Annotated in this window: 18 protein-coding genes; 10 read left to right on the top strand and 8 right to left on the bottom strand. The window is 46.5% G+C overall.

Annotated elements, in window-relative coordinates; translation table 11 throughout:
* The first annotated feature begins 11 nt into the window (after window positions 1-11).
* The 6 genes from BM331_RS03890 to BM331_RS03865 all read left to right on the top strand — a co-directional run bounded on the left by BM331_RS03890 (window position 12) and on the right by BM331_RS03865 (window position 4,755).
* Window positions 12-917 (top strand): SDR family oxidoreductase, encoded by a 906-nt coding sequence (locus BM331_RS03890; protein ID WP_074927240.1) that lies wholly within the window; start codon window positions 12-14, stop codon window positions 915-917.
* 59 nt (window positions 918-976) lie between these two features.
* Window positions 977-2,197 carry a type II secretion system F family protein gene (locus tag BM331_RS03885; RefSeq protein WP_074927238.1) on the top strand — a complete coding sequence of 407 codons (1,221 nt, stop codon included), beginning with the start codon at window positions 977-979 and terminating at the stop codon, window positions 2,195-2,197.
* A 43-nt stretch (window positions 2,198-2,240) separates the two neighbouring features.
* The gene (locus BM331_RS03880; protein WP_074927236.1) at window positions 2,241-3,101 is read left to right on the top strand and encodes a prepilin peptidase; all 861 of its coding nucleotides are present in this window, start codon (window positions 2,241-2,243) and stop codon (window positions 3,099-3,101) included.
* Window positions 3,102-3,104: 3 nt separating this feature from the next.
* Window positions 3,105-3,716 carry a dephospho-CoA kinase gene (gene coaE, locus BM331_RS03875; protein ID WP_074927234.1) on the top strand — a complete coding sequence of 204 codons (612 nt, stop codon included), beginning with the start codon at window positions 3,105-3,107 and terminating at the stop codon, window positions 3,714-3,716.
* Between the two features lie 72 nt (window positions 3,717-3,788).
* Window positions 3,789-4,544: a cell division protein ZapD gene (gene zapD, locus BM331_RS03870; protein WP_074927232.1), complete on the top strand. Its 756-nt coding sequence runs from the start codon at window positions 3,789-3,791 to the stop codon at window positions 4,542-4,544.
* A gap of 16 nt (window positions 4,545-4,560) precedes the next feature.
* Window positions 4,561-4,755 carry a DNA gyrase inhibitor YacG gene (locus tag BM331_RS03865; protein WP_074927230.1) on the top strand — a complete coding sequence of 65 codons (195 nt, stop codon included), beginning with the start codon at window positions 4,561-4,563 and terminating at the stop codon, window positions 4,753-4,755.
* A 66-nt stretch (window positions 4,756-4,821) separates the two neighbouring features.
* Here BM331_RS03865 and argA read toward each other — a convergent pair whose 3' ends face one another.
* Together argA and BM331_RS03855 are read right to left on the bottom strand one after the other, a co-directional pair.
* Window positions 4,822-6,156, bottom strand: a complete 1,335-nt coding sequence (argA, locus tag BM331_RS03860) for an amino-acid N-acetyltransferase (RefSeq protein WP_074927228.1) — start codon at window positions 6,154-6,156, stop codon at window positions 4,822-4,824.
* A gap of 23 nt (window positions 6,157-6,179) precedes the next feature.
* Complete coding sequence (locus BM331_RS03855) at window positions 6,180-6,941, bottom strand: 16S rRNA (uracil(1498)-N(3))-methyltransferase (RefSeq protein ID WP_074927226.1); 762 nt, start codon at window positions 6,939-6,941, stop codon at window positions 6,180-6,182.
* 97 nt (window positions 6,942-7,038) lie between these two features.
* Between BM331_RS03855 and BM331_RS03850 the strand changes: the two genes are divergently transcribed.
* Both BM331_RS03850 and BM331_RS03845 read left to right on the top strand, forming a co-directional pair.
* On the top strand, window positions 7,039-7,596 hold the full coding sequence (locus BM331_RS03850) for a thioredoxin family protein (RefSeq protein WP_074927224.1): 558 nt from the start codon (window positions 7,039-7,041) through the stop codon (window positions 7,594-7,596).
* A 2-nt stretch (window positions 7,597-7,598) separates the two neighbouring features.
* Entirely contained in the window at window positions 7,599-8,402 is an 804-nt protein-coding gene (locus tag BM331_RS03845) for an inositol monophosphatase family protein (RefSeq protein ID WP_074927222.1), read from the top strand.
* Between the two features lie 86 nt (window positions 8,403-8,488).
* Here BM331_RS03845 and BM331_RS03840 read toward each other — a convergent pair whose 3' ends face one another.
* The gene (locus BM331_RS03840) at window positions 8,489-10,087 is read right to left on the bottom strand and encodes a multicopper oxidase family protein (protein ID WP_083414672.1); all 1,599 of its coding nucleotides are present in this window, start codon (window positions 10,085-10,087) and stop codon (window positions 8,489-8,491) included.
* Window positions 10,088-10,555: 468 nt separating this feature from the next.
* On the opposite strand from BM331_RS03840, the gene BM331_RS03835 reads away from it, so the two are divergent.
* Both BM331_RS03835 and BM331_RS03830 read left to right on the top strand, forming a co-directional pair.
* Entirely contained in the window at window positions 10,556-12,064 is a 1,509-nt protein-coding gene (locus BM331_RS03835) for an alginate export family protein (protein ID WP_371265329.1), read from the top strand.
* A 46-nt stretch (window positions 12,065-12,110) separates the two neighbouring features.
* A complete protein-coding gene (locus BM331_RS03830; RefSeq protein WP_074927220.1) occupies window positions 12,111-12,446 on the top strand; it encodes an NrfJ in 336 nt (111 codons plus the stop codon).
* A gap of 227 nt (window positions 12,447-12,673) precedes the next feature.
* Here the strand turns inward: BM331_RS03830 and BM331_RS03825 are convergent, their stop codons facing one another.
* The 5 genes from BM331_RS03825 to BM331_RS03805 form a co-directional block, all read right to left on the bottom strand.
* Window positions 12,674-15,862: a helicase HerA domain-containing protein gene (locus tag BM331_RS03825; RefSeq protein ID WP_074927218.1), complete on the bottom strand. Its 3,189-nt coding sequence runs from the start codon at window positions 15,860-15,862 to the stop codon at window positions 12,674-12,676.
* Window position 15,863: 1 nt separating this feature from the next.
* Window positions 15,864-16,919: a hypothetical protein gene (locus BM331_RS03820; RefSeq protein WP_074927216.1), complete on the bottom strand. Its 1,056-nt coding sequence runs from the start codon at window positions 16,917-16,919 to the stop codon at window positions 15,864-15,866.
* Window positions 16,920-16,934: 15 nt separating this feature from the next.
* The gene (locus BM331_RS03815) at window positions 16,935-18,161 is read right to left on the bottom strand and encodes an endonuclease domain-containing protein (RefSeq protein WP_083414671.1); all 1,227 of its coding nucleotides are present in this window, start codon (window positions 18,159-18,161) and stop codon (window positions 16,935-16,937) included.
* Window positions 18,162-18,380: 219 nt separating this feature from the next.
* Window positions 18,381-20,765, bottom strand: a complete 2,385-nt coding sequence (locus BM331_RS03810; RefSeq protein WP_074927213.1) for a sucrose synthase — start codon at window positions 20,763-20,765, stop codon at window positions 18,381-18,383.
* Window positions 20,766-20,776: 11 nt separating this feature from the next.
* Window positions 20,777-22,915, bottom strand: coding sequence for an HAD-IIB family hydrolase (locus BM331_RS03805; RefSeq protein ID WP_074927211.1), 2,139 nt, complete (start codon window positions 22,913-22,915; stop codon window positions 20,777-20,779).
* Window positions 22,916-22,923 lie beyond the last annotated feature (8 nt).

Genomic DNA, 22,923 nt, shown 5'->3' with positions numbered 1-22,923 from the left:
AAATATTGGTTATGAAAAATAAGTTGCTAATTGTGGGATGCGGTGATATTGCTTCAAGAGCGGCCAATCTGCTCGGACAGTGCTATCGACTGTTTGGTTTATGTCGCAAAATTGAAAATTTCGATCATTTACGCACATTGGGTATCACGCCAATAGCGGGTGATCTGGATCAGCCTGCAAGCCTTGAAAGAATGGCGGGAGTTGCTGCTCATTCAGTCTTGCATCTTGCCCCGCCTCCAGGTCATGGCAAGCGTGATACACGTACATTACACTTGTTGTCTGCACTTTCCCGGCGGCAATCAAACACAAAAAAAAGAATACTACCACAACAGCTGATCTATATCAGTACCAGCGGGGTTTATGGGGATTGCAGTGGTAACCGGGTTAATGAAAGTTACCCGGCAAATCCGAGAAATGATCGCGCCTATCGGCGGCTAGATGCTGAACAACAAATCAGAAATTGGGGGAGGCGTAATGGGGTGCGAGTATCTATTTTGCGCGTACCGGGGATTTATGCGCACAACCGACTTCCGCTTGAACGTTTGCGCCAGGGTACCCCCGCTTTGTTGCCAGCCGAGGATAGTTATACGAATCATATCCATGCTGATGATCTGGCACGCATTATTGTGGCTGCCCTGCGTTTTGGTAAACCAAGCAGAATCTATCATGCCAGTGATGATTCCTGTCTGAAAATGGGAGAATATTTTGATCTGGTAGCGAATCATTTTGATTTGCCCGACACAAGAAAAATTACCCGTCAGGAAGCCAGAGAGACGCTCTCTCCAAGCCTGTTATCTTTCATGCTGGAATCAAGGCGTTTAACCAATGATCGTATCAAACGCGAATTGCAAGTCCAGTTACGCTACCCGACTGTAGGATCTTGCCTGGCAGAGATAGAAAAAATACCAGTTAAATAATTCTGAACTTTCTGCCGTAGTAACTATGATCCAGATCGGTAAGATAAAAGGAAATTGGCATGGTAACTATTGCGACATCAGAAAAGAAAGTCAAAGAATTCAATTTTTTGTGGGAAGGAAAAGATAAAACCGGAAGGGCGATTAAAGGCGAAATGCGTGCGGCTGGTACTGTTGTAGTGACCTCTACACTGCGTAAACAAGGTGTCAGAGTAACAAAAATTACCAAAGCCAGGGCGGGTGGAAAAATTACCGATAAGGATATTACGCTGTTTACACGCCAACTTGCGACGATGATGAAATCGGGAGTGCCTTTGCTGCAAGCCTTTGATATTGTAGGCAAGGGACACAGTAATCGTGCAGTCGGGAAACTACTGATGGATATCAAATCAGAAGTGGAAACAGGCAGCAGTCTGGCCAATGCATTCAAAAAACATCCACTTTATTTTGACTCCCTATTTTGTAACCTGGTGGCAGCGGGGGAAGCTGCTGGTATTCTGGATAACCTACTTGACAGATTGGCTACCTATAAGGAAAAGATTCAGGCGATCAAGGGGAAAATAAAATCGGCATTGTTTTATCCTGTTTCAATCATTATGGTTGCTTTCATTATTACCGCAGTAATCATGATATTCGTAATCCCGGCTTTCAAGGAGCTGTTCCAGGGATTTGGTGCTGATCTGCCCGCCCCAACCTTGATGGTCATGACTATTTCTGACTTTTTTGTAGCGTACTGGTGGGCGATTTTTGGAGGCATCGGTGGGGGGCTTTATGTATTTTTTTATACTTGGAAGCGTTCTGCCGCGATGCAGCATGTCATGGATCGATTAGCTCTACGGTTACCAATTTTTGGGGAAGTGATCCGTAAAGCTACGATCGCTCGTTGGTCACGGACACTTTCAACTATGTTTGCTGCTGGTGTTCCTTTGGTTGAGGCACTTAATTCTGTTGCTGGTGCAGCTGGAAACCAGGTGTATTACGAGGCAACAAAAAATATCCAGAACGAAGTCAGTATCGGCAGTAGTCTGGTGGATGCGATGATGGCAACCAGTGTTTTTCCTCCAATGGTGCTGCAGATGGTTTCCATCGGCGAGGAATCAGGCTCGCTTGATGCGATGCTCAGCAAAATTGCAGATTTCTTTGAGGCAGAAGTGGATGATGCAGTGGAGGCGCTTTCCAGTCTGATGGAACCGCTCATCATGGTGGTGCTAGGGACGCTCATTGGCGGCATGGTGGTTGCCATGTATCTGCCTATCTTTAAAATGGGGCAGGTGGTCGGATAACTGGATAGTGTTATTTTCGCAACCGAATCAGGACAGGTAGTGCATGAATATTTTTAATACCCTGCAAGCTTCACCAGCTTTTTTTATTTCATTTGTCTCGCTTATTGGCCTGGTTCTGGGGAGTTTCCTGAATGTAGTAATTTACAGGTTGCCCGTGATGTTAAAACGTGAATGGATGCAACAATGTGCGGAGTTGCGCGGAGAACAGGTAAAAGTGTTGCCGACGTATAACCTGGCTATACCAGGTTCCGGTTGTTCACAGTGTGGTCATAAAATTTCCGCTCTCGAAAATATTCCGATTATCAGCTACCTTCTTTTGCGTGGACACTGTTCAAGTTGCCAGGCTCGTATTCCATTTGATTATCCCCTGGTTGAGGCTCTGACAGCCATTCTAAGTGGTTTTGCTGCGTGGCATTTTGGTTTTAGTGGGATTTTGCTTGCTGCGCTGATTTTTGTTTGGGCAATGATTGTCTTGACATTTATTGATCTGAATACTCAACTTTTGCCAGACAGCATTACACAGCCGCTGTTATGGGCGGGCCTGATCGTGAATCTGCATAATGGTTTTGTGGATATCCATTCAGCTGTTATCGGTGTGGTTGCAGGCTACCTGACACTCTGGAGCGTGTACTGGTTGTTCAAATTGATTACCGGTAAGGAAGGTATGGGGTATGGTGATTTCAAGTTGCTGGCTGCAATCGGTGCCTGGTTGGGCTGGCAATTGTTGCCACTGGTAATTTTGTTTTCTTCTGTGGCGGGGGCTGTTATTGGCACTATCCTGATCCTGGCCGCTAATCGTTCAAAAGGTACGACACTTCCCTTTGGTCCTTATCTGGCAGGAGGGGGATTGATTGCCTTGTTCTGGGGTAATCAGATCAATCAGGCGTACCTGACCATGTTTTGACGCATGGGATTCATTATCGGGCTAACGGGTGGAATTGGCAGTGGCAAGACCAGTGTAGCTGATCTGTTCCAGGAGCTGGGCATTGGAATTATTGATACTGATCACCTGGCGCATGAACTGATCCGACCAGGTGGTAGTGCGATTCAGGCAATTCGTATCGCGTTTGGTGATCATTTTATACTGGAAGATGGTTCATTGAATCGAGTGACCATGCGCGAGCTCGTATTCTTTGATGAAGTGGCGCGGCATAAGCTCGAAGCCATACTTCACCCGCTGATTTATCAGGAAAGCAGGCGACGTCTCCCGTTGATTCAATCCAGTTACGGCATTCTGGTTGTGCCCTTGTTACTGGAGACTGAAGATTATCCCGAACTGATTAATCGTGTGCTGGTAGTTGATTGTCCAGAATCTCTGCAAATTTCCCGTACCATGCAGCGCAGCAAACTGAAGGAACAGGAAGTGCGTGCAGTGATGGCCGCACAGTGCTCACGAGACGAACGCCTTGCTCTGGCTGATGATGTGATTGTCAACGACGCTGACAATCAGTACTTACGGCAACAGGTACGAGTATTGCACCAGAAATATCTTGTGCTTGCTGACAAACACAGCTTTTGAACGATTCTGGTAAGATGCATGTAATTGCAGTTTTCTGCTATGCTTTGAAATTCCTCCGTCATCTTACTTATCGTGATCTGTTACGAATTACCCCTGAATGAACGAATCCGCATGTTGTTGAGACTGGAGGATTTGTTCGACAAAATTGATTTTTTTTCGGCCAGGGACACCTCTTTCGAACACCATGCTGCTCTGGTTGCATTGTTTGAAATTCTTGATGTTACCAGCAGATCTGATCTTAAGTCGGATCTACTGCAGGAACTGGATAAACAGCGAGCCATGCTGGAAGGTTTGCAAGATAACCCGGACGTATCAGAAAAAGCACTCATTCATATATTGCAGGATATTCGAGCTGCTTTCCGTGGATTGCTTGATATACCAGGCAGGATCGGCGGATATTTGCGGGATGATGAATGGCTGATGAGCGTTAAACAGCGCATGAACATTCCAGGAGGGGCGTGCGAATTTGATTTGCCAGCCTATCATTACTGGCTGAATATGACTCCGGAAGCCCGTAGAGCCGATTTCAAGAACTGGATTGCGCCTCTTGCCCCTATTCGCAGCGGGATCAATATCGTACTGAATATACTGAGAAACAGCGGAACAAAATTTAGTTACCTTGCTGTTAACGGGGTATTCCAGCAGGCTGGTTCAGAGCATCAGGCACATCTTTTGCGCCTGCATATCAGTGATGAAATTTCCTGCATTCCGGAGATCAGTGCTAATAAATTTGCGCTCAATATACGATTTGTTCCCTGGCGATCGGGTCACAAGGCAGAAGTGTATGAAGAAGATGTTCCTTTTGAACTGACCTTCTGCAGTTTATGAGTAGTGGTGTGATTGAATGGAAAGGCGACCAGGTAAATCTCCAACCGTAAACTGTCCCCAATGTGGTGAGATCGTCATCTGGGAAAAATCAAGCAAGTATCGTCCGTTTTGTTCCGAGCGATGCAAATTACTTGATTTAGGATTGTGGGCTACGGATTCCTACCGAATACCAGATGAAGATGAGCCTCAAGAAGATAAGCCTCAAAGCTGATTTTGCATGGTTCCAGATTTGTGTTCCTCAGCAATAAAGAACAATAGGCAGAGTGGGCGATCAGGTTTAGATTGATTTGACGAAAACCTTTGAGCGACGCTGATAGTTGTAGAGATGCTGCTTTGACTGTGGAAGCTGGTCAGGGGTGGTTTCCGAGAAACCACGCTCTACAAACCAGTGAGCGGTACGGGTAGTGAGGACAAATATATGGCGGTAGCCTTGTTTTCTGGCTTGTTCTTCCAGGTGATCAATCAGTATCCGACCAATTCCTGCTTTGCGATATGCGGGATGTACTGCAACGCAGGCTAGTTCGCATGCTTTGTCATCCGGGAAAGGGTAGAGCGCTGCACAGGCAATGATCACGTTGTCATGTTCAATCACTGTAAAACGTTCAATTTCCATTTCCAGTAATTCCCGGCCACGTCTCACCAGAATACCCGTATTTTCCAGTGGTTCGATTAACTGCAGTATGGCGCCGATGTCCTTGATATCAGCCTGACGGATAATTTGCAGCGGATCACGTGTGATCATGCTGCCAACGCCACCGTGCGTGAACAACTCAAGTAACAGAGCGCCATCAGCATGACGGCTGATAAGGTGAACGCGCTCCACTCCCTGTTCGCAGGCATGCAATGCCCATGGCAAATAAAGACGGATATCTTCATTTGGTTGATCTGCTGCAGTATCCATTGCCGCAAGTAGCGCTTTACCCTGTCTGACAGTAAGTTCCTGCAATAACGTATTACCTGATTCTGTCTGTTGCTGGATGCCGGGCGTATCTACCAGAAAAATCAGCTTGTCGGCTCTCAGGGCAATGGCGACTTCAGCGGCAGTATTTTCTACTGTCAGATTAAAAATCTCTCCCGTTGGTGAATAGCCCAGAGGTGAGAGCAGCACGACAACCCCTTGTTTAAGTTGATCGAGGATGGCTGTGGCATTGATACGGCGTACTTCTCCAGTGTATTGCAGATCCACCCCTTCCAAAACACCGATCGGGCGAGCAGTTACGAAATTTCCGCTGGCTACCCGTATGGCAGCATTGGCCATAGGCGAATTAGGCAGCCCCATCGATAGCAGAGCCTCGATTTCAACTCGGACTTTACCGACCGCTTCTTTCACATATTGCAGTGTAGTGATATCGGTAACACGCATACCTTGTACGTAACTTATTTCCTGCTGATCTGCCTGCAATCTGGATTCAATTTGCGGGCGTGCACCATGCACCAGTACGAGCCGGATGCCGAGACTGGCAAGCAGGTTAAAATCCTGCACCAGCTCGATAAATTTTCCATTCGCAACGACTTCGCCACCAAAAGCAATAACGAAGATTTTTCCACGACTGGTGTGGATATGCGGAGTAACGGAGCGAAACCAGGTAACAAATTCGATGTCCGATTGCATGGCTGATCAAGGTAGAAGCACTATTAATAATCACCCCAGAGCGTCTGGGCGACGGCAATGGCTGCCAATGCAGCGCTTTCAGTGCGCAGAATGCGATTGCCCAGGCGAATGGGTATAAATCCGGCGTGAAGCATGGTGTCGGTTTCTTCTTTAGTAAATCCTCCTTCCGGGCCTGTCAGTAATGTAATGCACTCCCCGGATTCCGGAGGAGACAACTCGGCCAAGCGCAGACGGGCGACAGGGGAGAGTATTATATCGTGCCCGGATGGGTTACTATTTTCTTGTTTTTGCACCAGTTTTTGTTCTAACCAGTGAGATAAGGGCATAAATGGTAACAGCTGGGGAATTCTGTTCCGTCCACATTGTTCACAGGCAGAAATAATGATTTTTTGCCAGTGTTGCCAGCGTTTCTCGGCACGTTCTCCTGTGAGTCGGACGAGTGTCCGGCTGGTAATCAATGGTTGTATATAGATAACGCCTTGTTCAACAGCTTTCTGGATAATCCAGTCCATTTTTTCATTGGTACAGACGGCTTGTGCCAGCGTAATCATTAAGGGGGATTCACGCTCAACTGGCAGGTGGCATTTGATTTTAACGACACAAGCAGATTTTTTGACCTGTATAAGGCAGCCGGAAAATTCACCTCCCGTACCATCAAACAGAATCACTGGATCTCCCGGCTTTAATCGGAGTACCTGAACTGCGTGATGGCTGGTATCGCTGTTTAGCGTCACCTGTTTGGCATCGTGATGAATAGGGAGAGTATGAAAAAAGCGTGCTGTCATATAAAAAAGAATTGATGCCTTGGGCGAAAAAGTAACAAAATGCTTTTATGATAGTATAGGTAAGAGTGAAATTGATTAATGAAAAAGGAGTGACTGGATGGCAAGTCTTGAAACACCGGTTTGTGATTTTGGCTGGAAGGCGATAGATTTTGATCTTCCCGGGGTGGACGGCAAGCGTTACAACCTGGCATCCGTGCTGGGTGAGAATGGGTTATTGGTCATGTTTATATGTAACCATTGCCCTTATGTAAAAGCTGTGCGTGACCGGATCGTTCGGGACGTCAAAGAGCTTGCTGGGTATGGCATCGGTACAATTGCCATCATGTCTAACGATCCGGCAGATTATCCGGAGGATTCATTTGAGGGCATGGGTAAAGTTGCCCGGGAATATGCCTATCCATTCCCCTATGTAATGGATGAAACCCAGGAAACTGCTAAAGCATACGGAGCAGTCTGCACTCCTGATTTTTTTGGCTTCAATAATAAACTGGAGCTGCAGTACCGTGGTCGGCTGGATGCCTCCCGCAAGGAAGCAGCACCTGCTGATGCACGCCGTGATTTGTTCGAGGCAATGATTCAGGTGGCAAAAACTGGGCATGGGCCTAAAGAGCAGATTCCTAGTATCGGTTGTTCAATCAAGTGGCGAGCAGATTGAGCGTGCTGGATCGCGTCATCACGGCAGTAAGGGAAGTTGCACGCAAGGAGATTATTCCGCGTTATCTGCAAGTTGAACGTATCTATAAAGCAGATGGCAGTTTTTATACCGAGGCGGATCTGGCTGCACAAGGGAGTTTATTGGAGAGATTATATGAAATTTCTCCTGTGGCGATGATTGGCGAAGAGATGCCGGAATCGCAACAACTGGAGCAGTGGGACGCTGGCCAGGATGGGGTATGGAGTATTGATCCAATTGATGGAACTTCCAATTTCATGAATGGCTTACCTTATTTTGCTATTTCTGTAGCATTGATGCGAGGGGGTAGAAGTGTACTTGGCGTTATCTACAATCCGGCGACAGATGAAATGTTTTATGCCGAGCAAGGGAAGGGTGCTTTTCTTAATGGCAAGGCTTTACCTCTTTCTCGGCGTAAAATTCCATTAAACAAAGCGATCGCCAATGTCGATTTCAAGCGTCTGGATCGCAAGCTGGCAGTGGAGATTGTTGCTAAACCTCCTTATGCTTCACAACGAAACTATGGTACTTGCACGCTGGAGTGGTGTTATACCGCAGCGGGGTATTTTGATCTGTATTTGCATGGCGGCCAAAAACCCTGGGATTACGCCGCCGGCTGCCTGATACTGGAGGAGGCGGGTGGCCATCGGTGTACGCTGGATGAAGATGATTACTGGGCCAGCTATCCCTGGCGCCGTTCAGTTATCGGTGCGCTTGATTATGATTTGTTCATTCAGTGGCGTGACTGGATCAGGGCGCGTTTACCAGATACTGACTCTGCTCGCTGATTTTACCTGGATCTGAAGATTGCTCGCAGCTGATGGTATTTGTGTATGGGCATATAATTTACCTATAAACAAATACCAATCCAGATTCAGCTGATAAAGAAATTGCGCATCATGCCCATATCTTCATGTTCCAGGTTATGACAGTGATAAAGAAATAGCCCGGTATAGTCCATAAATGGCTTGATGATTTCAACTTCCTCTCCTGGCATTACCAGTACGGTATCTTTCCAACCGTTGTTGATAAATCCATCCTTAATTGCAGTGTAAGCACTATCAGCGTGGCCAGGTTTGCGTGACAGAATCTGGAATTGCTGGCCATGAAGATGGATCGGGTGTGGCTGCGCCATTATCATCCCCATCATTCCTCTTCCTCGACCACCGCGCATCCCGCCACCCATACCCCTTCCCATATCTGGATTGGCATTGGATATCCGGATTATTTGCATGGTATTTACCGGTATTTTTTCCTGGTTCGTATAATCGAGCATGTCAAAGGTTCGGCCATTGAGATTGAAGGTCATACGACGCATGCCAATGGCAATCGGCACCACGATATCCGGATTAGAAGCATCCTTCGCAGTGAAACGGCGTATGGGAACCAGGGTATCAGGTAATTTGGGGGAGTCCCCTATTTGTTCGGTGATTGCAAATTTGACGATGGTACTCTTGCTTCCCTGATTCATCATATTATTTTCCATATCCATTCCACCCCCCATGCGCATGGAAAATCCCCGGTAGGATAAAGTTTGCAGAGCCAATTCAGAGCCAGGTTTGCGGTCACTAAAATCAACCCAGAGCTCTACCCGTTCTGCTGGGGCGAGCATGATATAGGGGAAGGTTTGTGGTTTTTCCAATAATCCGCCATCTGTACCGATGGCGGTAAGCAGAGAGCCGTCACTCCAGCCCAATTTGTAGATTCTGGAGTTTGATCCATTCAGGATACGAAGACGGTAGGCACGTGTTTTTACAGGAATAACATGGTTACGCTGGCCATTTGCCAGGATGGTATCGCCAAGAAACCCCTGCATACGCTGATGCATGTTCAGTGCGTAATACAATTGATTCCTGGATGTGAAAGTTCGATCCTGGATGATAAGCGGAATATCGTACTCGCCACTTGGTAGATTCAGTTTACGTTCAATCTCGTCTGTGATAGTAATGAGCCCTGCGAGACCCTGATACACTTGTCTGGCAGTTACTTCATGTGTATGAGAATGGTACCAGTTAGTGCCAGCCGGGTTTTTTACTTCAAACTCATACACATACTGCTCACCCTGGTTGATGGCATACATCGGATGTCCATCCATAATTTGCGGTACATGCATGCCGTGCCAATGCGTTACGCAGGGTTCTGGTATTTGATTGTGAAAAAATATTCGGACTTTCTGGCCTTGTTCAAAATTGAGCATAGGCCCTAGATAGCTGGGTAGTTCTTTAAGCGTACCAGAAGGCCCTTTCAGTAATTTTCCGGTATATTTAAGAACACGGGTATTTGCTCCCGGCAGGATTGATACCTCAGTCATTTGTGCTGTTAGGGCAATTTCAACATCGGCCTTGAATGCGCTATTGGGTGTTTTATTGAGTTTATAGCTTTCTGTAAATGCAAGCTCAGGTATAGCTGCGGCAAATGTTCCAAATGCAGTGTATTGCAAGAACCGACGACGATTAAGGTTGGTATTGGTCATAATAATTAACCTTTTGAATAATTGACAGTTTAAGCAAATTCTACCCAATTCAAGATAATCCCGGTGTTCTTGGGAACAAAGTGTAGCAGTTGGCGCGAGTGCCTGATTACCTCTTCTTCAATGGTGTGGCGCATTAATAGTTGTGTGAGGATACGCTTGAGAAAAATATAGATAAGAGAAGTTTTTTATCCCGGTGTCAAAATGAATATGTGTAAAATTTGTCCGGAAATTAGTTTCCGGATATTTCGGGGTTCGATACAAAGAATAATCAACCCGAAACTTTTAATTATTCCTTTTCACAATAATTATTACAGAATGTATATAACTGACGCTACTGACCTCGGCCTGAGTCAGAACAGTTTGATTAAGAAATTGACTGAATCGTTTATAGATAAACTATCAAGTACAATCAGAGCTAGTCTGCAGGTAACCATCGCCTGTCTCATTTGTATAAGCGGGAGCAGCCAGGTGTTTGCCAGTGATCACTTTGCTACCGAAAATCAGTTTGACTGGTCTAAGGCCCCTCCGGTAACACCACCGCCTCGCTCCGGGATTTTTGGCAAGCCTCCAGCAGACCCCGGCTATTTTTCATTACTGGACTGGTTTGATGGCAACAGACGGGATAAGCCACAGTTTGACCCTCACCCGCCTTCAGCGCTGACAACAACGCCGGCGTTTGATTTTGATTCCCGCTATCTTGAACAACCAGGTCATGAGAAGGATTTTTTTGATCCGGTTAAACGTATTCATTTGGGTGATGACTGGCTGCTGTCTTTCGGCGGCAGTTTTTGGTATCGCTACATGCATGAAACCGACAGCCGTCTGAACCCAGCAAAAGCCAACAATGATTACCATCTGTTACGAACACGGCTTCATGCTGATCTCTGGTACCAGGATCGCTTCCGGTTATTTGCCGAGATGCTGGATGCACGTGCATTAGGGTTGGATTTACCGCCGCTTGCTATCGACAAGAATCATACTGATATGCTTAATCTGTTTGCAGACGTCAAACTGGGGCAATTCATGGATGGTCCGGCTTATCTGCGAGTAGGGCGCCAGGAGCTCCTGTACGGATCACAGCGGTTGATATCGACACTGGATTGGGCGAATACCCGTCGTACATTCCAAGGGATAAAGACTTTTTGGCAAAACCCGACATTCAATCTGGATGCGTTCTGGGTACGACCAATGGTGACTGAGCCTAATCAGTTTGATAATTGGGATAAAGATCGTAATTTTGTCGGTTTGTGGGGAACTTACAAAGCAATTCCAGGCCAGGTGCTTGATCTGTATTACTTGAGTCTGATTGATAACAGGGCTGTTTCTCCTGCCAATATCACCCAGGGTAATGTGCTACAAGGCAATTCGGTGCTGCATACCATTGGCGCGCGCTGGGCGGGTGATTATGAACGTATCCTCTACGAACTGGAGGGTATGTATCAGTTCGGGAGGCGTTCCCATCTTGATATTTCCGCTTTTTCTATTGCTTCCGGGGTAGGTTATCAGCTGCCTTTGCCGATGAATCCTCAATTCTGGTTACGCTATGACTTTGCTTCGGGAGATAAAAACCCAAGTGATGGACATAGCAATACGTTTAACCAGCTTTTCCCGTTTGGCCATTATTATTTCGGGTATATGGATCAGGTAGGGCGGCAGAATATTCATGACTTCAATGCCCAGTTTTCGATGAATCCGCAGCCATGGGTATCACTCACTGGGCAGTATCACCGCTTTTATCTGGCAAACAAGCGTGATTACCTATACAACGCGGCAGGGGTGGGATTTATACGGGATATCAACGGTCAATCAGGCAGCCATGTCGGAGATGAAATAGATTTTGTGGTTAATTTCCATGTCAGTCGCCATCATGATATTTTGTTGGGCTATTCAAAACTTTTTACCGGTACATTCGTCAAGAATCAGCGCCCGGGTGTTTCACCTGATTTATTCTATGCACAACATAACTTCCGGTTCTGACCGATAAGCCGGGATCGTATTTTTCAACTTTGGAAAGGAAAAAAACATGTTCAAAACGCTATTTGCTGTAATTTTGTCGGCTTCACTTATCAGCTTTAATGTCTCTGCTGCTTACGCAGAAGTACCAGCCGGAGCTGAAACGTTTCCTGCTGATGAGGGCATTGTTGTCTCATCTATCGATACAGCGGGATATACCTATATGGAGCTGGCAAACGGTGACAAGAAATTCTGGATAGCCGCACCGACAACCAAAGTTGAGAAAGGTGAACATATTCGTTTCGTAGAGAATATGAAAATGCACAACTTCACCAGCAAAACCCTGAACCGGACTTTTAACGAATTGATTTTCGTTACATCCACACAAATTAAAGTAGAGAAGTAAAGCAGGTTTTTATCAGAAGGATAATCAGCGTCTGCTGACGCTTATTGCTTTTTCTGCCTGGTTTTCTTTTTGAGCCTTTGCAGATTGATAAGGGTTATTGCGCTGATTCCAGCTGAATCTGTCGTGTTGGTAAGTACTCTCTATGGTGCTTTCGAGAATCCCTACGCCTAGATCAGACACAAGATGAGTGTAATGGAAAAAACTTTTAAATGTGTGATAGAGCAGAATCAGGAGCTTGTAAACACGTTTTGAAAAAAGGTTGAAATACGATTATCTTTTTTCCTGCCGGCCAGCTTTAAAATTTCGTGTGCAGACACTTGTTCGGCCTGCACGAGAGAAAGATCTGCCTTGATGCTGCTGACTTCTCCATTATGAATGGCGTAAAATTCCCCGGTTGATTGATTGGCCAGTTTGCTGGAAACATCCGTTTTCGCTTCACTTAACATGGGTTTCAATTTATCTAGAGCAGTTTTTTCTTTAATGCACCCGATAAACCATGTAGAGATCTGGTCACGTGATCGATAATCCAGATCGCCTGGGCTTTGGGTTGCAAGCATCAATCCAATTCCTGCCGAGCGGGCGCGTCTGAGCAGATTTTCCAATGGTTCTTTAGTAGCTGGCTTGGATTGAGCTGGCAAATAAAGATCTGCTTCATCGAGCAAAATGACGCCTTGCAGTTTATCACTCGGCGATTTTGCTGCGAAGCGGCCAATATCCAGCAATAGCTGCGATACCCAGAACAATACGTTGTCATTGTTACCCAGATTGCTGGTACTGATGATACTTAGCCTGGTTTTTTCGGTTGAATGACCGAATAAATTTTCGGTATTCAGTAATTCTCCTGACCGGGAAAACAGGGTTCCATGTCCCAACGCCAGCGTTTGCAAATCCTGCACCAGTTTTTTAGATAACTTAGGATCCAGTCTTCCAATTGCATTGAGTAACAACGGGTCATCCTTGTCAATAAAATCCAGCAGATGATTGATTGTCAATGCATGATTCTTGTTCAACTGGCCGAGAATGGAAATTGCTTTCCCGAGAATGACGATTCGGGCTTTATCCTGGCCGTGATCTTTATAACCCATAATTCTTCCTAGAGAGAAGGCTGCATGGTTGGCCAGCTGATCACATTCTCCAGATGATAAGTTCTCTAATCCCTTAGGTACGATAGGTATGCTTAAAGGACGGCCTTGTCCTTCAATAGCGCCAGGTGTGTAAACGATGACTTCAATTTTATTACGTAAATCCTTACGCATTTGAGCGCGTATTGGGTCCGCGACAGGGCTGCGCCATGCTTCGTCTTTTGCATAGCTGCAAAGGTCTCCCTTTCGATCCAGCAGGATTGCCGGAATGCCTTGCAGCAGCAATTGCTCGATAATATTCAAGGCCAAGGTTGTTTTGCCACTCCCGGAACCACCCAAAAAAGCAGCGTGACGCACGAATTGAGAAATATCAACCTTGTAAGAGGAGGGTTGGTAGCCCTGAGTCATGCCTATTTTTAGCTGTGAGGTATCTGGGGCCAATAGTTGCACGTTCACAAGAGCAGGAGGAACTGGTGGCTGTGCATTTGCTGGAACGGAGGAGGTTTCGGCTCTTTTCAGAGTCATTTCAAGATCCAGAATTTGCTGAATTGAGGGCAGGCTGAGCAATGGCTGTTCCTTTTGCAGCCAACTCTTGAAGTCAGATCGTTCTGCGTATTGTTTATGGAATGATTCCATGGCTACCATCGTGCGCCAGTCAGCATCCGGGATCAGCACTTTTTTACCACCATCTGCTACGAATTTACCCAGTTGGATAGCGATCTGGGTTTTTGGATTAGCGGGAAACTCGATAGAGCGGATAGAGATCGCCGTACGTCTGCCTGCCGCTGTTTGTAGTTTATTGATTTGTCTTGCCAGTGCGCCTCCTTGTGAAGGTTTTTGGCATAAACCTATGGTTGAACAAATGGCAATATTTTCCGCAGAATTTTGAATGTCTATATCCAGAAAATTATCCCGTTGTACAATATTGCATTTGAGCGAATGATTTAATTCAACGGCACAATGTTCAATCCCGCGTCCGAGTAACTGCAACATTTCATCCTCATTTTCGGGTATAGCATGCGGATGAGCTAAATGATCATTCCATAGCTGTTCTAATGGCTGGATGATTTTTTTATCACTCTCTTCTGTTTGTGGTGGTGTGTCTCTGTTTTTGTCGGGTAATCGCGGAAGATTACCCGTGCGGATTGAATATTCACGTTCCTGGCGGCACCAGTCAATGATTTGGCGCGTTTTCATCCCGGCCAACAGAGTAGGTGTCTCATCCTGGAAAGGAAAAATAGATTCACCTGAACAGAAATCGATTTCATGGCTATCATAGAGAGCTTTTAGCCTTATACTAATTATTTCGCGTATTTCTGTTTTGCTGCGCTCCCCGCAGAGTGTAATCGTATCGGGATCACGTTCGATCCGATCTATTAGTGAATTTGGTAGGCTGTTTCTGAGTTGAGAACGATATATCTCTTCCAGGCCCGCTATTACAACGACCACATTGGGAATTTCAGCCAGTTTTGTCATTTTTTCCATTGCATGCCGAAATTTTATTTCAGCCTCATCTGCAGGGTGAATATCTTCCAACTGATCAAGGCAAATAATAAAGGCTCCTTTATTGATTGCCATCATTAAATATGCCAGCGCCTGTAACAAACGATCCGGGGCACCTTCCTGAACACGCGGTGTGATATTGCCGAGGATCTTGCAATCGTATTCCGACATATTTTCGCAGCGAAGATACTTACGAACTCTGGCATGAATAGCGGGTTCGTCGTGCTGTAGATAGAGGAGTACGCGAATTAAATCAAGATCAACGTGCCGGAATTGCTCCCCTTCTTTATTCAGAATGGTATCGGTGATCTGAGAAATTAGCTTACTCAACTCGTCATGGTTTAATTCACCATTGCGCAGTTGCTCAATGGCATGTTGTGAAACAATCTGTCGTCTTTCAATTAACGCATTGGATAAGTGCATCAATCCCGTCGTGCTGCCATTAATTGCACAATACGGTTTGTCGAGAGAATCTATCGTGTAATGAAGCGCATAGCTCGCATAATTTGAAATAGAAGAAGTCATTTGCATATAGGAAAAATATCCTAGTGACTTTTCATGCGTGTAATTACGGAAAGCACGCATAAGATGGGTTTTTCCAGCTCCAGACTCTCCCAGCAACAGCATGATGCGCCCCGAGTCTGTTTGCTCACAGTTACTTACACGATTCAATAACCGTTCAAAGCACTCACGGCTTTCCTGGTGGATGCTTTCAATATCATAAGGATCAGGTTGCCAAATCTGATTGTGATGCGTAATGGAATGGAAAATATCTTCCTTTACGCGGGAACGAAAAATCTTTAGGTATTCTTCTTGTGAGGTTCCAGACATTTTATGGTTTCAAACGTATAAAATGGAAAGTCGAGTTTAGATAAAGAGTTTCTGACAACGAGACGGCATCTTGATCCATAGCATAAGGAAGATCTGCACGACTTAGGCTGACTAACCCCTTGTTATTGGCAAGTGTCAGGTAGTATTTGAACTCATTCAGATCCAGCCCAAATGTATTACCCTCACGCTCTATTTGGTGCCAAACGTGCGAGATAAATAGTTTGTTATCACCAAATTTACCCATTTGGCAGCGTCTGGCAGATTGATTTACCTGGTTAGCGAAGTGTTCCAGATTCAATGGTTCAGGTTGCTGTGCAAGTTGTTTTTCTAATATCTCAGGCTGCTGTGGAGGTTGTGTAGCCGTTCTGAGAATTGCTAGTCGTAGTTCTTCTGGACTGATGCGCCGTGCACCTACAGCTTTTGCAGCCAGTTGTTTTAATGCACTATCCCAAGATAATTCATGCTCGGTTCCTAATAGACCACTGAGAAGCAGGACCGCAACCGAGCTTGTCGTAAAAGGTTTGGCGTGTGTGATATTAGATGCTGCTAATTTGTGCTGTAGATTTGCGCTGTCAGTGGGCTGGGCTAATTGTTGCCAGAGCAGATTATCTCTAACCTTGATCAGAGAAGAGTAAGCGCTGATAGCAAGTTTGAAGGCATTGGCCAAAATAGCTGCCCGGAGGCCATCAGCACTTGTAATAGATAGGCGATCACGCTCATTGATCGGGGCAGGTAATCCCAACAGGGTGGCAATTAGATAGCTATTTCTCAATGTCAGCCAGCGTAATGCCGGGGGTAAAGATGGTAGCCCCAATTTTTGTAGTGCTTGTTCCTGTCCTGTAATTGTGATGTGAAACCGCTGCTTGCCTATTCTGCTTAACAGCTCCTGTTCGGTTAGTTGCTGCAATGCTTGCAGCCATTCATTATTTGAGAGCGCTTGATAGAAAACAGGACTTAATGATTTTTTTACCTCATTGATCGTTAATCCATTAGCTGAACAAGCCAGGAATCGAATTGGAATAAGCTCTTGAAGTATCAGATGTCCGATTTTTCTCATTATTGATTCTCTGGTTTAATTTTTATTTCGTCGGTGTTGTAATGCTTGGTAAACGCTATCAAGAATTTCATCCAGTCGGGAAATGACATCTTCTGCCAAGAAACGTAAGATAAGTACGTCTTGCATTTGTAACGCAAGATCCTTACGTCGATCTCGACGCCAGGATTCCGGACCCTGAAAATGATAATAGCCATCTATTTCCAAGGCTATTCGATCAGCAGTGGAAAATAAATCAATCTCCATCAATCGATTCCCAAATTTAAACGACATTTTGACGTTTAACTTGAATACACCGCGTGTTTCCGGTACCCACTCCAGTATGTGAAATAAAAACTGCTCGGCCTGACTGCGAGCAATAGAAGGATCATCTTTCTTTTCAGCGATCAACCAGAATAATGATTGCGCTTCCTCATACAATTGCGTTGGTGCATTACATTGTCGAAGAATCTGATTTGTCTTGTCAGATAAGATGTAATGAGAATTTGAATAGGGCTGTGCTTTGATAATACCCAGGCGTAACATGGCCTTTATTCTTGATTCAGGTGCTTTTGTACAGTAGTTTTCGAAATGTGCAGGCACGATCGATAATGCAACTGGTATTTTAGGCAGGCACTCTGCAATCTGCGCCAGTATGCGAGTGAATGGCGATCGTAATAATTCATCATCAGTCATTTCCACTAGTAAGCCGGGTAAAACTACCACTGGCAATAATTTGGTAAAAGCTGTGATACCTTGTGCTAGATTTTCTCCATCTTCCAGTTTCATGGCCTGTGCCAGATTTGACGCCAGATCGGGTGTCAGTTCACGAGATAAGGCGATTTGTGTCAAAAACCAGCTGAGGAGTAATGATTCTTGTGTAGAGAGCTGAATGGGTAACTGTCGTTGGAAAATCTCCAATTCGTAACTTGATTTACTTCTCAGCGTAAGGAGGATTTCTTCCGCAGTGCACTGATTGGCCTGCGCCAGATACAGTAGCAATTGGTGCTGCAGGTCGGCTCTTGCAAGTAGCTTCTCTATCCAGCTGATCGAGAGTGATTTAGCCATTCCGGATGACCAGACGACTGTATCTCTACTTTCTTGCTGTATCCAATGGCACCATATTCTCTGGATATCATTCAAAGTGCCTGTCAGAACTGTTAAGACCGGAATGCCTTGGTTGCGCCTTTCTGAATGTATGGTGAGATAAGTTTGTGGAGAAATCCGAGAATCAGTCTGCGTGGATTGAAATGTGCGTTTCGTCATCTTCTCTTATATCTTGATAAACAGATGATTGAGAAACGGCAACCAAACGAGTATTTTTGAGGATGTCTTGGGGGGATCTCTGCAAAACTTCGTTATCGCAAGTAGTATAGCGACGTACGATCCGAAGTATTTGATAAAACGGATTTTCTGGGATACTCTCTACTTCATTACATTTGTAGTCACAATAGTGGTGCAGAAGTTATGCAGACTGGTCCTTAATTAGGCATCACCGGCCAGCCTGTTCGCCAGTGGCCGGAATTGCAGGTGGTAGAACATGTTGAGGTAGCGATCGGTTTCTTCCCGTTCAAGTCCGCTGACAAATTTCCAGAAGCTGTATATGCGCGATAGCGTCATCATACGTTCTGCGTAGAGTTTCCAGGTGTAGCGGCTGGCAACGCGATCCAGTGCGCCTTGCGAGAGGCGCTCCCATTCCGATGGATTTTTCTGACTTTTTTCAAGAAAATCTGCTATCAAATCGGCAGTAGCAGCCCCCTGATTGGGGTCGATGTGAAAACCGGAACGATTGTGCTGGATGATTTCCAGTGGGCCACCGTAGCGGGTGGCAAAAGTTGGCAGGCCGGATGCCATAGCTTCAATGATAGTTAGCCCGAATGCCTCGAACAAGGCAGGTTGTACGAATATGCCGCGCTTGTCGGCAATATAGCGATAAAGCTCCCCAGCCAGATTTTTATCCAGACGCATGCCCAACCAGCGTACCTGCGAATCAAGCTTGTATTCGTCCATCAGTTGATGCATGCGGTGTATCTGCTCTTGTTCTTCATGGTCAGAGGAGTGTTGCGGATCTGTTTTTCCACCCACTATTATCAGATTGGCAAGCGAGCGTAAACGCTGTGAAGCACCGTATGATTCAACCAGCCCGGTGATATTTTTAATACGATCCAGACGTGCCATAGTGAAGATCAGGGGCTTGTCCGAATCCTGCAGCCCGCCTCGGGCTGGAAGATTTGCCGTATCGCCAAAGAGCAGAGATTCGATTTCCGGAATCAGACTATGCAGACGCCTGGGTTGATCGGTATAGGGGAAATACACTTCAGCATCAGCGCCTGGGGAAACGATATTGAATTTTGGATCGAACAGATCAATTCCGTCAATCACCCGATAAAGACCAGGCATGGAAAAGGCTCGATAACTTTCGTATTGACCCTCTGCCTCGCGCGTCCCCGCAATTTCCTGATAGGTGCTGGTTACGATAAAATCAGCCGCATTCATCGCCAGCAAATCGGCAGTGTACTGGCAGGAGAAATGGTATTTATCCTCATTTTCCTGCCAGTAAATGTCAGAATGCAGATATTTAGTTTTCTCCAGTGCGTGTGCGATGTTGCACTGGGTGACGCCCAGTTTTCTGCTGAGCAGGGTGGCAACCAGGTTGCCATCCGAGTAATTGCCGATGATGAGATCGGGCCGTCCACCCAGTTCTGCCAGTGCCTCTCGCTCGACATCCAGTGTAAATGTTTCGAGATGAGGCCATATCTCGAAGCGCGAGATCCAGTGGGGAATAATTTCTCCGCTTTGTTTGCGAAATGGTACGCGTAGAATCCAGGCGTTAGTACAGCCGCTGACCTTTTCCAACCGTTGATTGCAAGTAGTGTCACCCGCATCAGGAATCAGGCGGGTGACAATCAGTATTTTAGGTTCAACCTGAACGCCCTGCAGCTGTAACCGATCACGCATTTCCTGTTCCAGCGCGCGTACCTGATCCAGAATATAGACGACTTGGCCGCCAGTATCCGGCAATCCGAGTACATTATCCTGTCCAAAATAGCCGTGAGGAGAAAGGATCAGCAGGCGGGAAATCATGGGAATACGCGCCAGAAATGCTTCAAGTGCAGAAGGAGAGGGCGCTTCCAGAATATCCATCAACATATTCATGGTCTCAGTCACCCGTGCGGCGTTGTGCCCCCAGCCTGGCGCAAATCCAAGCCTGCTCATTTTCTGTGTCAGCTCGGCCCAGGGAGTTGCACCATCTATTGTTTCCAGCATTTCCAATGCCTGGCGCAACTGGCTGCGCATCGTGTTGATACTACGTGAATTGCTGCTGAACATTAGTTGTTGCCCATCAATGGCATGGACTCCCAGAAAATGCAGCAATCCGGTATTGCCAGTTTCAATGCGGGTAAACATTTCACTGGAGAGCTGGCGGTTAAGGAAGATGACTCCCTGTCCGATCGATCGAGATTCCTTTAACTTGGGAAATCCCCGGTTAAACGGGCCAAAATCAACTTCCAGGATGGATTCGGTTGTCTCTCCTTTGATAGTCGATTCCTTGAACCCGAGAAACTCACTGACGGTAATCTTTTCCGGGATGAGATGTTCCTGATGAATACGCACAAATTCCCATTTTGCAACGCCTGGCCGGAGCACGAAATAAGCCCAGGGTGAACAAAATACGCCTTCCTGCAGGCGAAATACGAATTCGTGAAGCATATCGGATCGCTCGCAATCTTTTTCCAACTGCAGTAGTTCATCCCGCAGATCGGATTGCAGGAGCAGGGGGCGGTTCGTTGAGAAATAGCGGCGTAATAATGTATAGACAGCATCTCTGTTTTGTTGGGTGCAAGTGGCTAGTGTGTCAATCGTGGTCATGGCAAAAATCCTTATTGTGCAAAATTGTAGTGCTCCAACCCTTCGAGGATTCCACGAGCATAAGTATTGTTTGCAAAATACATCTGTTCCAGCCCGCGTAGCGGTTCCAGTTCCGGGCTGTGATTCCCCACCACTACTCCCAGCGTATCGCCCACCAGCATTTCTTCATCGTTGCCGGAGTCTCCGGCTATCAGAAAATTTCGTAGTGATAATCCCCACTTATATGCCAGATAACGTACTGCCAGGCCTTTGGAAGCTCGTGCTGGTAATACATCCAGGAATGTTTCATGTGAATAGATTAGTTTGGCATGGAGATTTTGCTGGTGCAGATACTGGTACAGTTGTTCGAGTGGCGGCATTTGCTCGGGTGTAACCGAATAACTTAACTTGAATTCGCGCTGATTTTCATGGGATTGGAGCGTCAGCCCCGGGATTGCTTGTAGTGCTTCAGCTAGCGTTTCTCGTCGCCATTGGTGGCGGATGTGGTTACTCCAGCCCTGATCCGGGCGCAAGGATGGCCAGTAATTGATTTCGCTGCCAACCGAGGTGATCAGGATATCAGGCATTGGTACATGCCATTTTTTGAGAATTTTTACAGCACTTTCAACCGACCTCCCGGTGGCAACGCCAAATGAAACGGTATTGGCGTGTGCTCGCAGCCATTGCAGCAGTTCCGCCAGACCTTGTTCATCACCAAGCAAGGTGTTGTCGATATCGCTGATGATCATTTTTCTCGCCAGTGGAATTGGTGCCCAATCGGTGTGCAGTGTGGCTGCAAACTGGCGACGCAGACGTTTGCGTTCCTTGCGCAGTAGTTTATTGATTTCTCTTATATATTTTGTAACGTGGGCATCCCAGGTGTAGTGGCGTCTGACATTGGTTATGCCGTTTCTGGACCAGTCACGCCAACGTTTCCTGTCGGATAATGCTTCTTTCAGTGCACTGGCGATGTTTGTATGGTTCAGTGTATTGACGAGTAATCCATTGCGGCAATTGGCGATGATGTCACACGGCCCGCCATCTTCCGGCGCAATAATGGGCAAGCCGCTGGCCGCGGCTTCAATCAAAGTAAGCCCGAAGGGTTCGGTCAGGGCAGGGTTGATAAAGATACCGCGTCTGCGAACAGCCAGGCGGTAAAGTTCCGGTATGTCTTCCGCTGTGAAGTGCTTGGGGATCGCAATCTTGCCCCACAAATCATAACGATCAATATCAAGCAGCAGATCGCTCATGACTTCGCGCTGCGATGCTTCCATCATGCGAATGTCTTCGCGGGAGCCGGCAACAATCACCAGGTTGGCGATATCCTGCAACGCTTGATCCGAGCCATATGCCTTGATCAGCCCATCGAGATTCTTGCGCGTGTCCGGACGGCAAATAGCCAGAATCATCGGTTTCTTGGGATTGCTTAGAAATCGATCTACGCCTGTTTGTGTGTTGGGGTCAATCAGCTTACGCCCAGGTGGTGAGAAACGCGAAGTATCAGTTCCTGGCGGGATAACCCGGCAGCGGCGTGGATCAGTATTTTCATACATACCATACTGGTCTTCGATCTCCTGCGAGGTGCTGGTGACGATCAATGAAGCGTGGACCAGTGTTTCTTCTTCAGCTGCAATGCGCTGCGATAGATTGAATTGTCGCTCAATCGTCTGCTCTTTACGTCCAGCGGCAAGCAGGCGTTCCCGTTTGGGGCGACCAAGCGAATGGCCTGTATGTATTTGTGGAATGCCCAGCAGATTGGACAAATGCAGGCCGATATAGCCGGCATCTGCATAATGCGTATGGATTAAATCGGGTAAGCGCCCTTGTTGGCGCAGATAGTGCAGACAGCGATCCACCATCTGATCCAGGTGCGGCCACAGTAATTCTTTACGCAGATATTTACGGGGGCCGCAGGGTAATCGAACGATGTGTGCGTTCGGCCCAAGTTTTTCGATATGGGCTGCATAATCAGGGGAGACTTTTGAATCTTCGATCTGGCGCGTTAGCAGATCAACCTGGGCAATATTACTGTTGCGTCCCAATGCACGTGCCAGTTCGACAACATAGGTGATCTGCCCGCCGGTATCCGCATCACGTCCCAGCTCCATATCATGACCGCGTATCAGGCCATGTGCGCTGATCATCAGAATGTAAAGTTTTTGATCTAACATCGTTTAGT

Origin of the sequence: Nitrosomonas eutropha (assembly GCF_900116685.1) — a bacterium.
GTDB classification, from domain to species: Bacteria; Pseudomonadota; Gammaproteobacteria; order Burkholderiales; family Nitrosomonadaceae; genus Nitrosomonas; species Nitrosomonas eutropha_A.
Note: the sequence above shows the minus strand (reverse complement) of the source record. Positions and strands in the feature narration are given on the sequence as shown.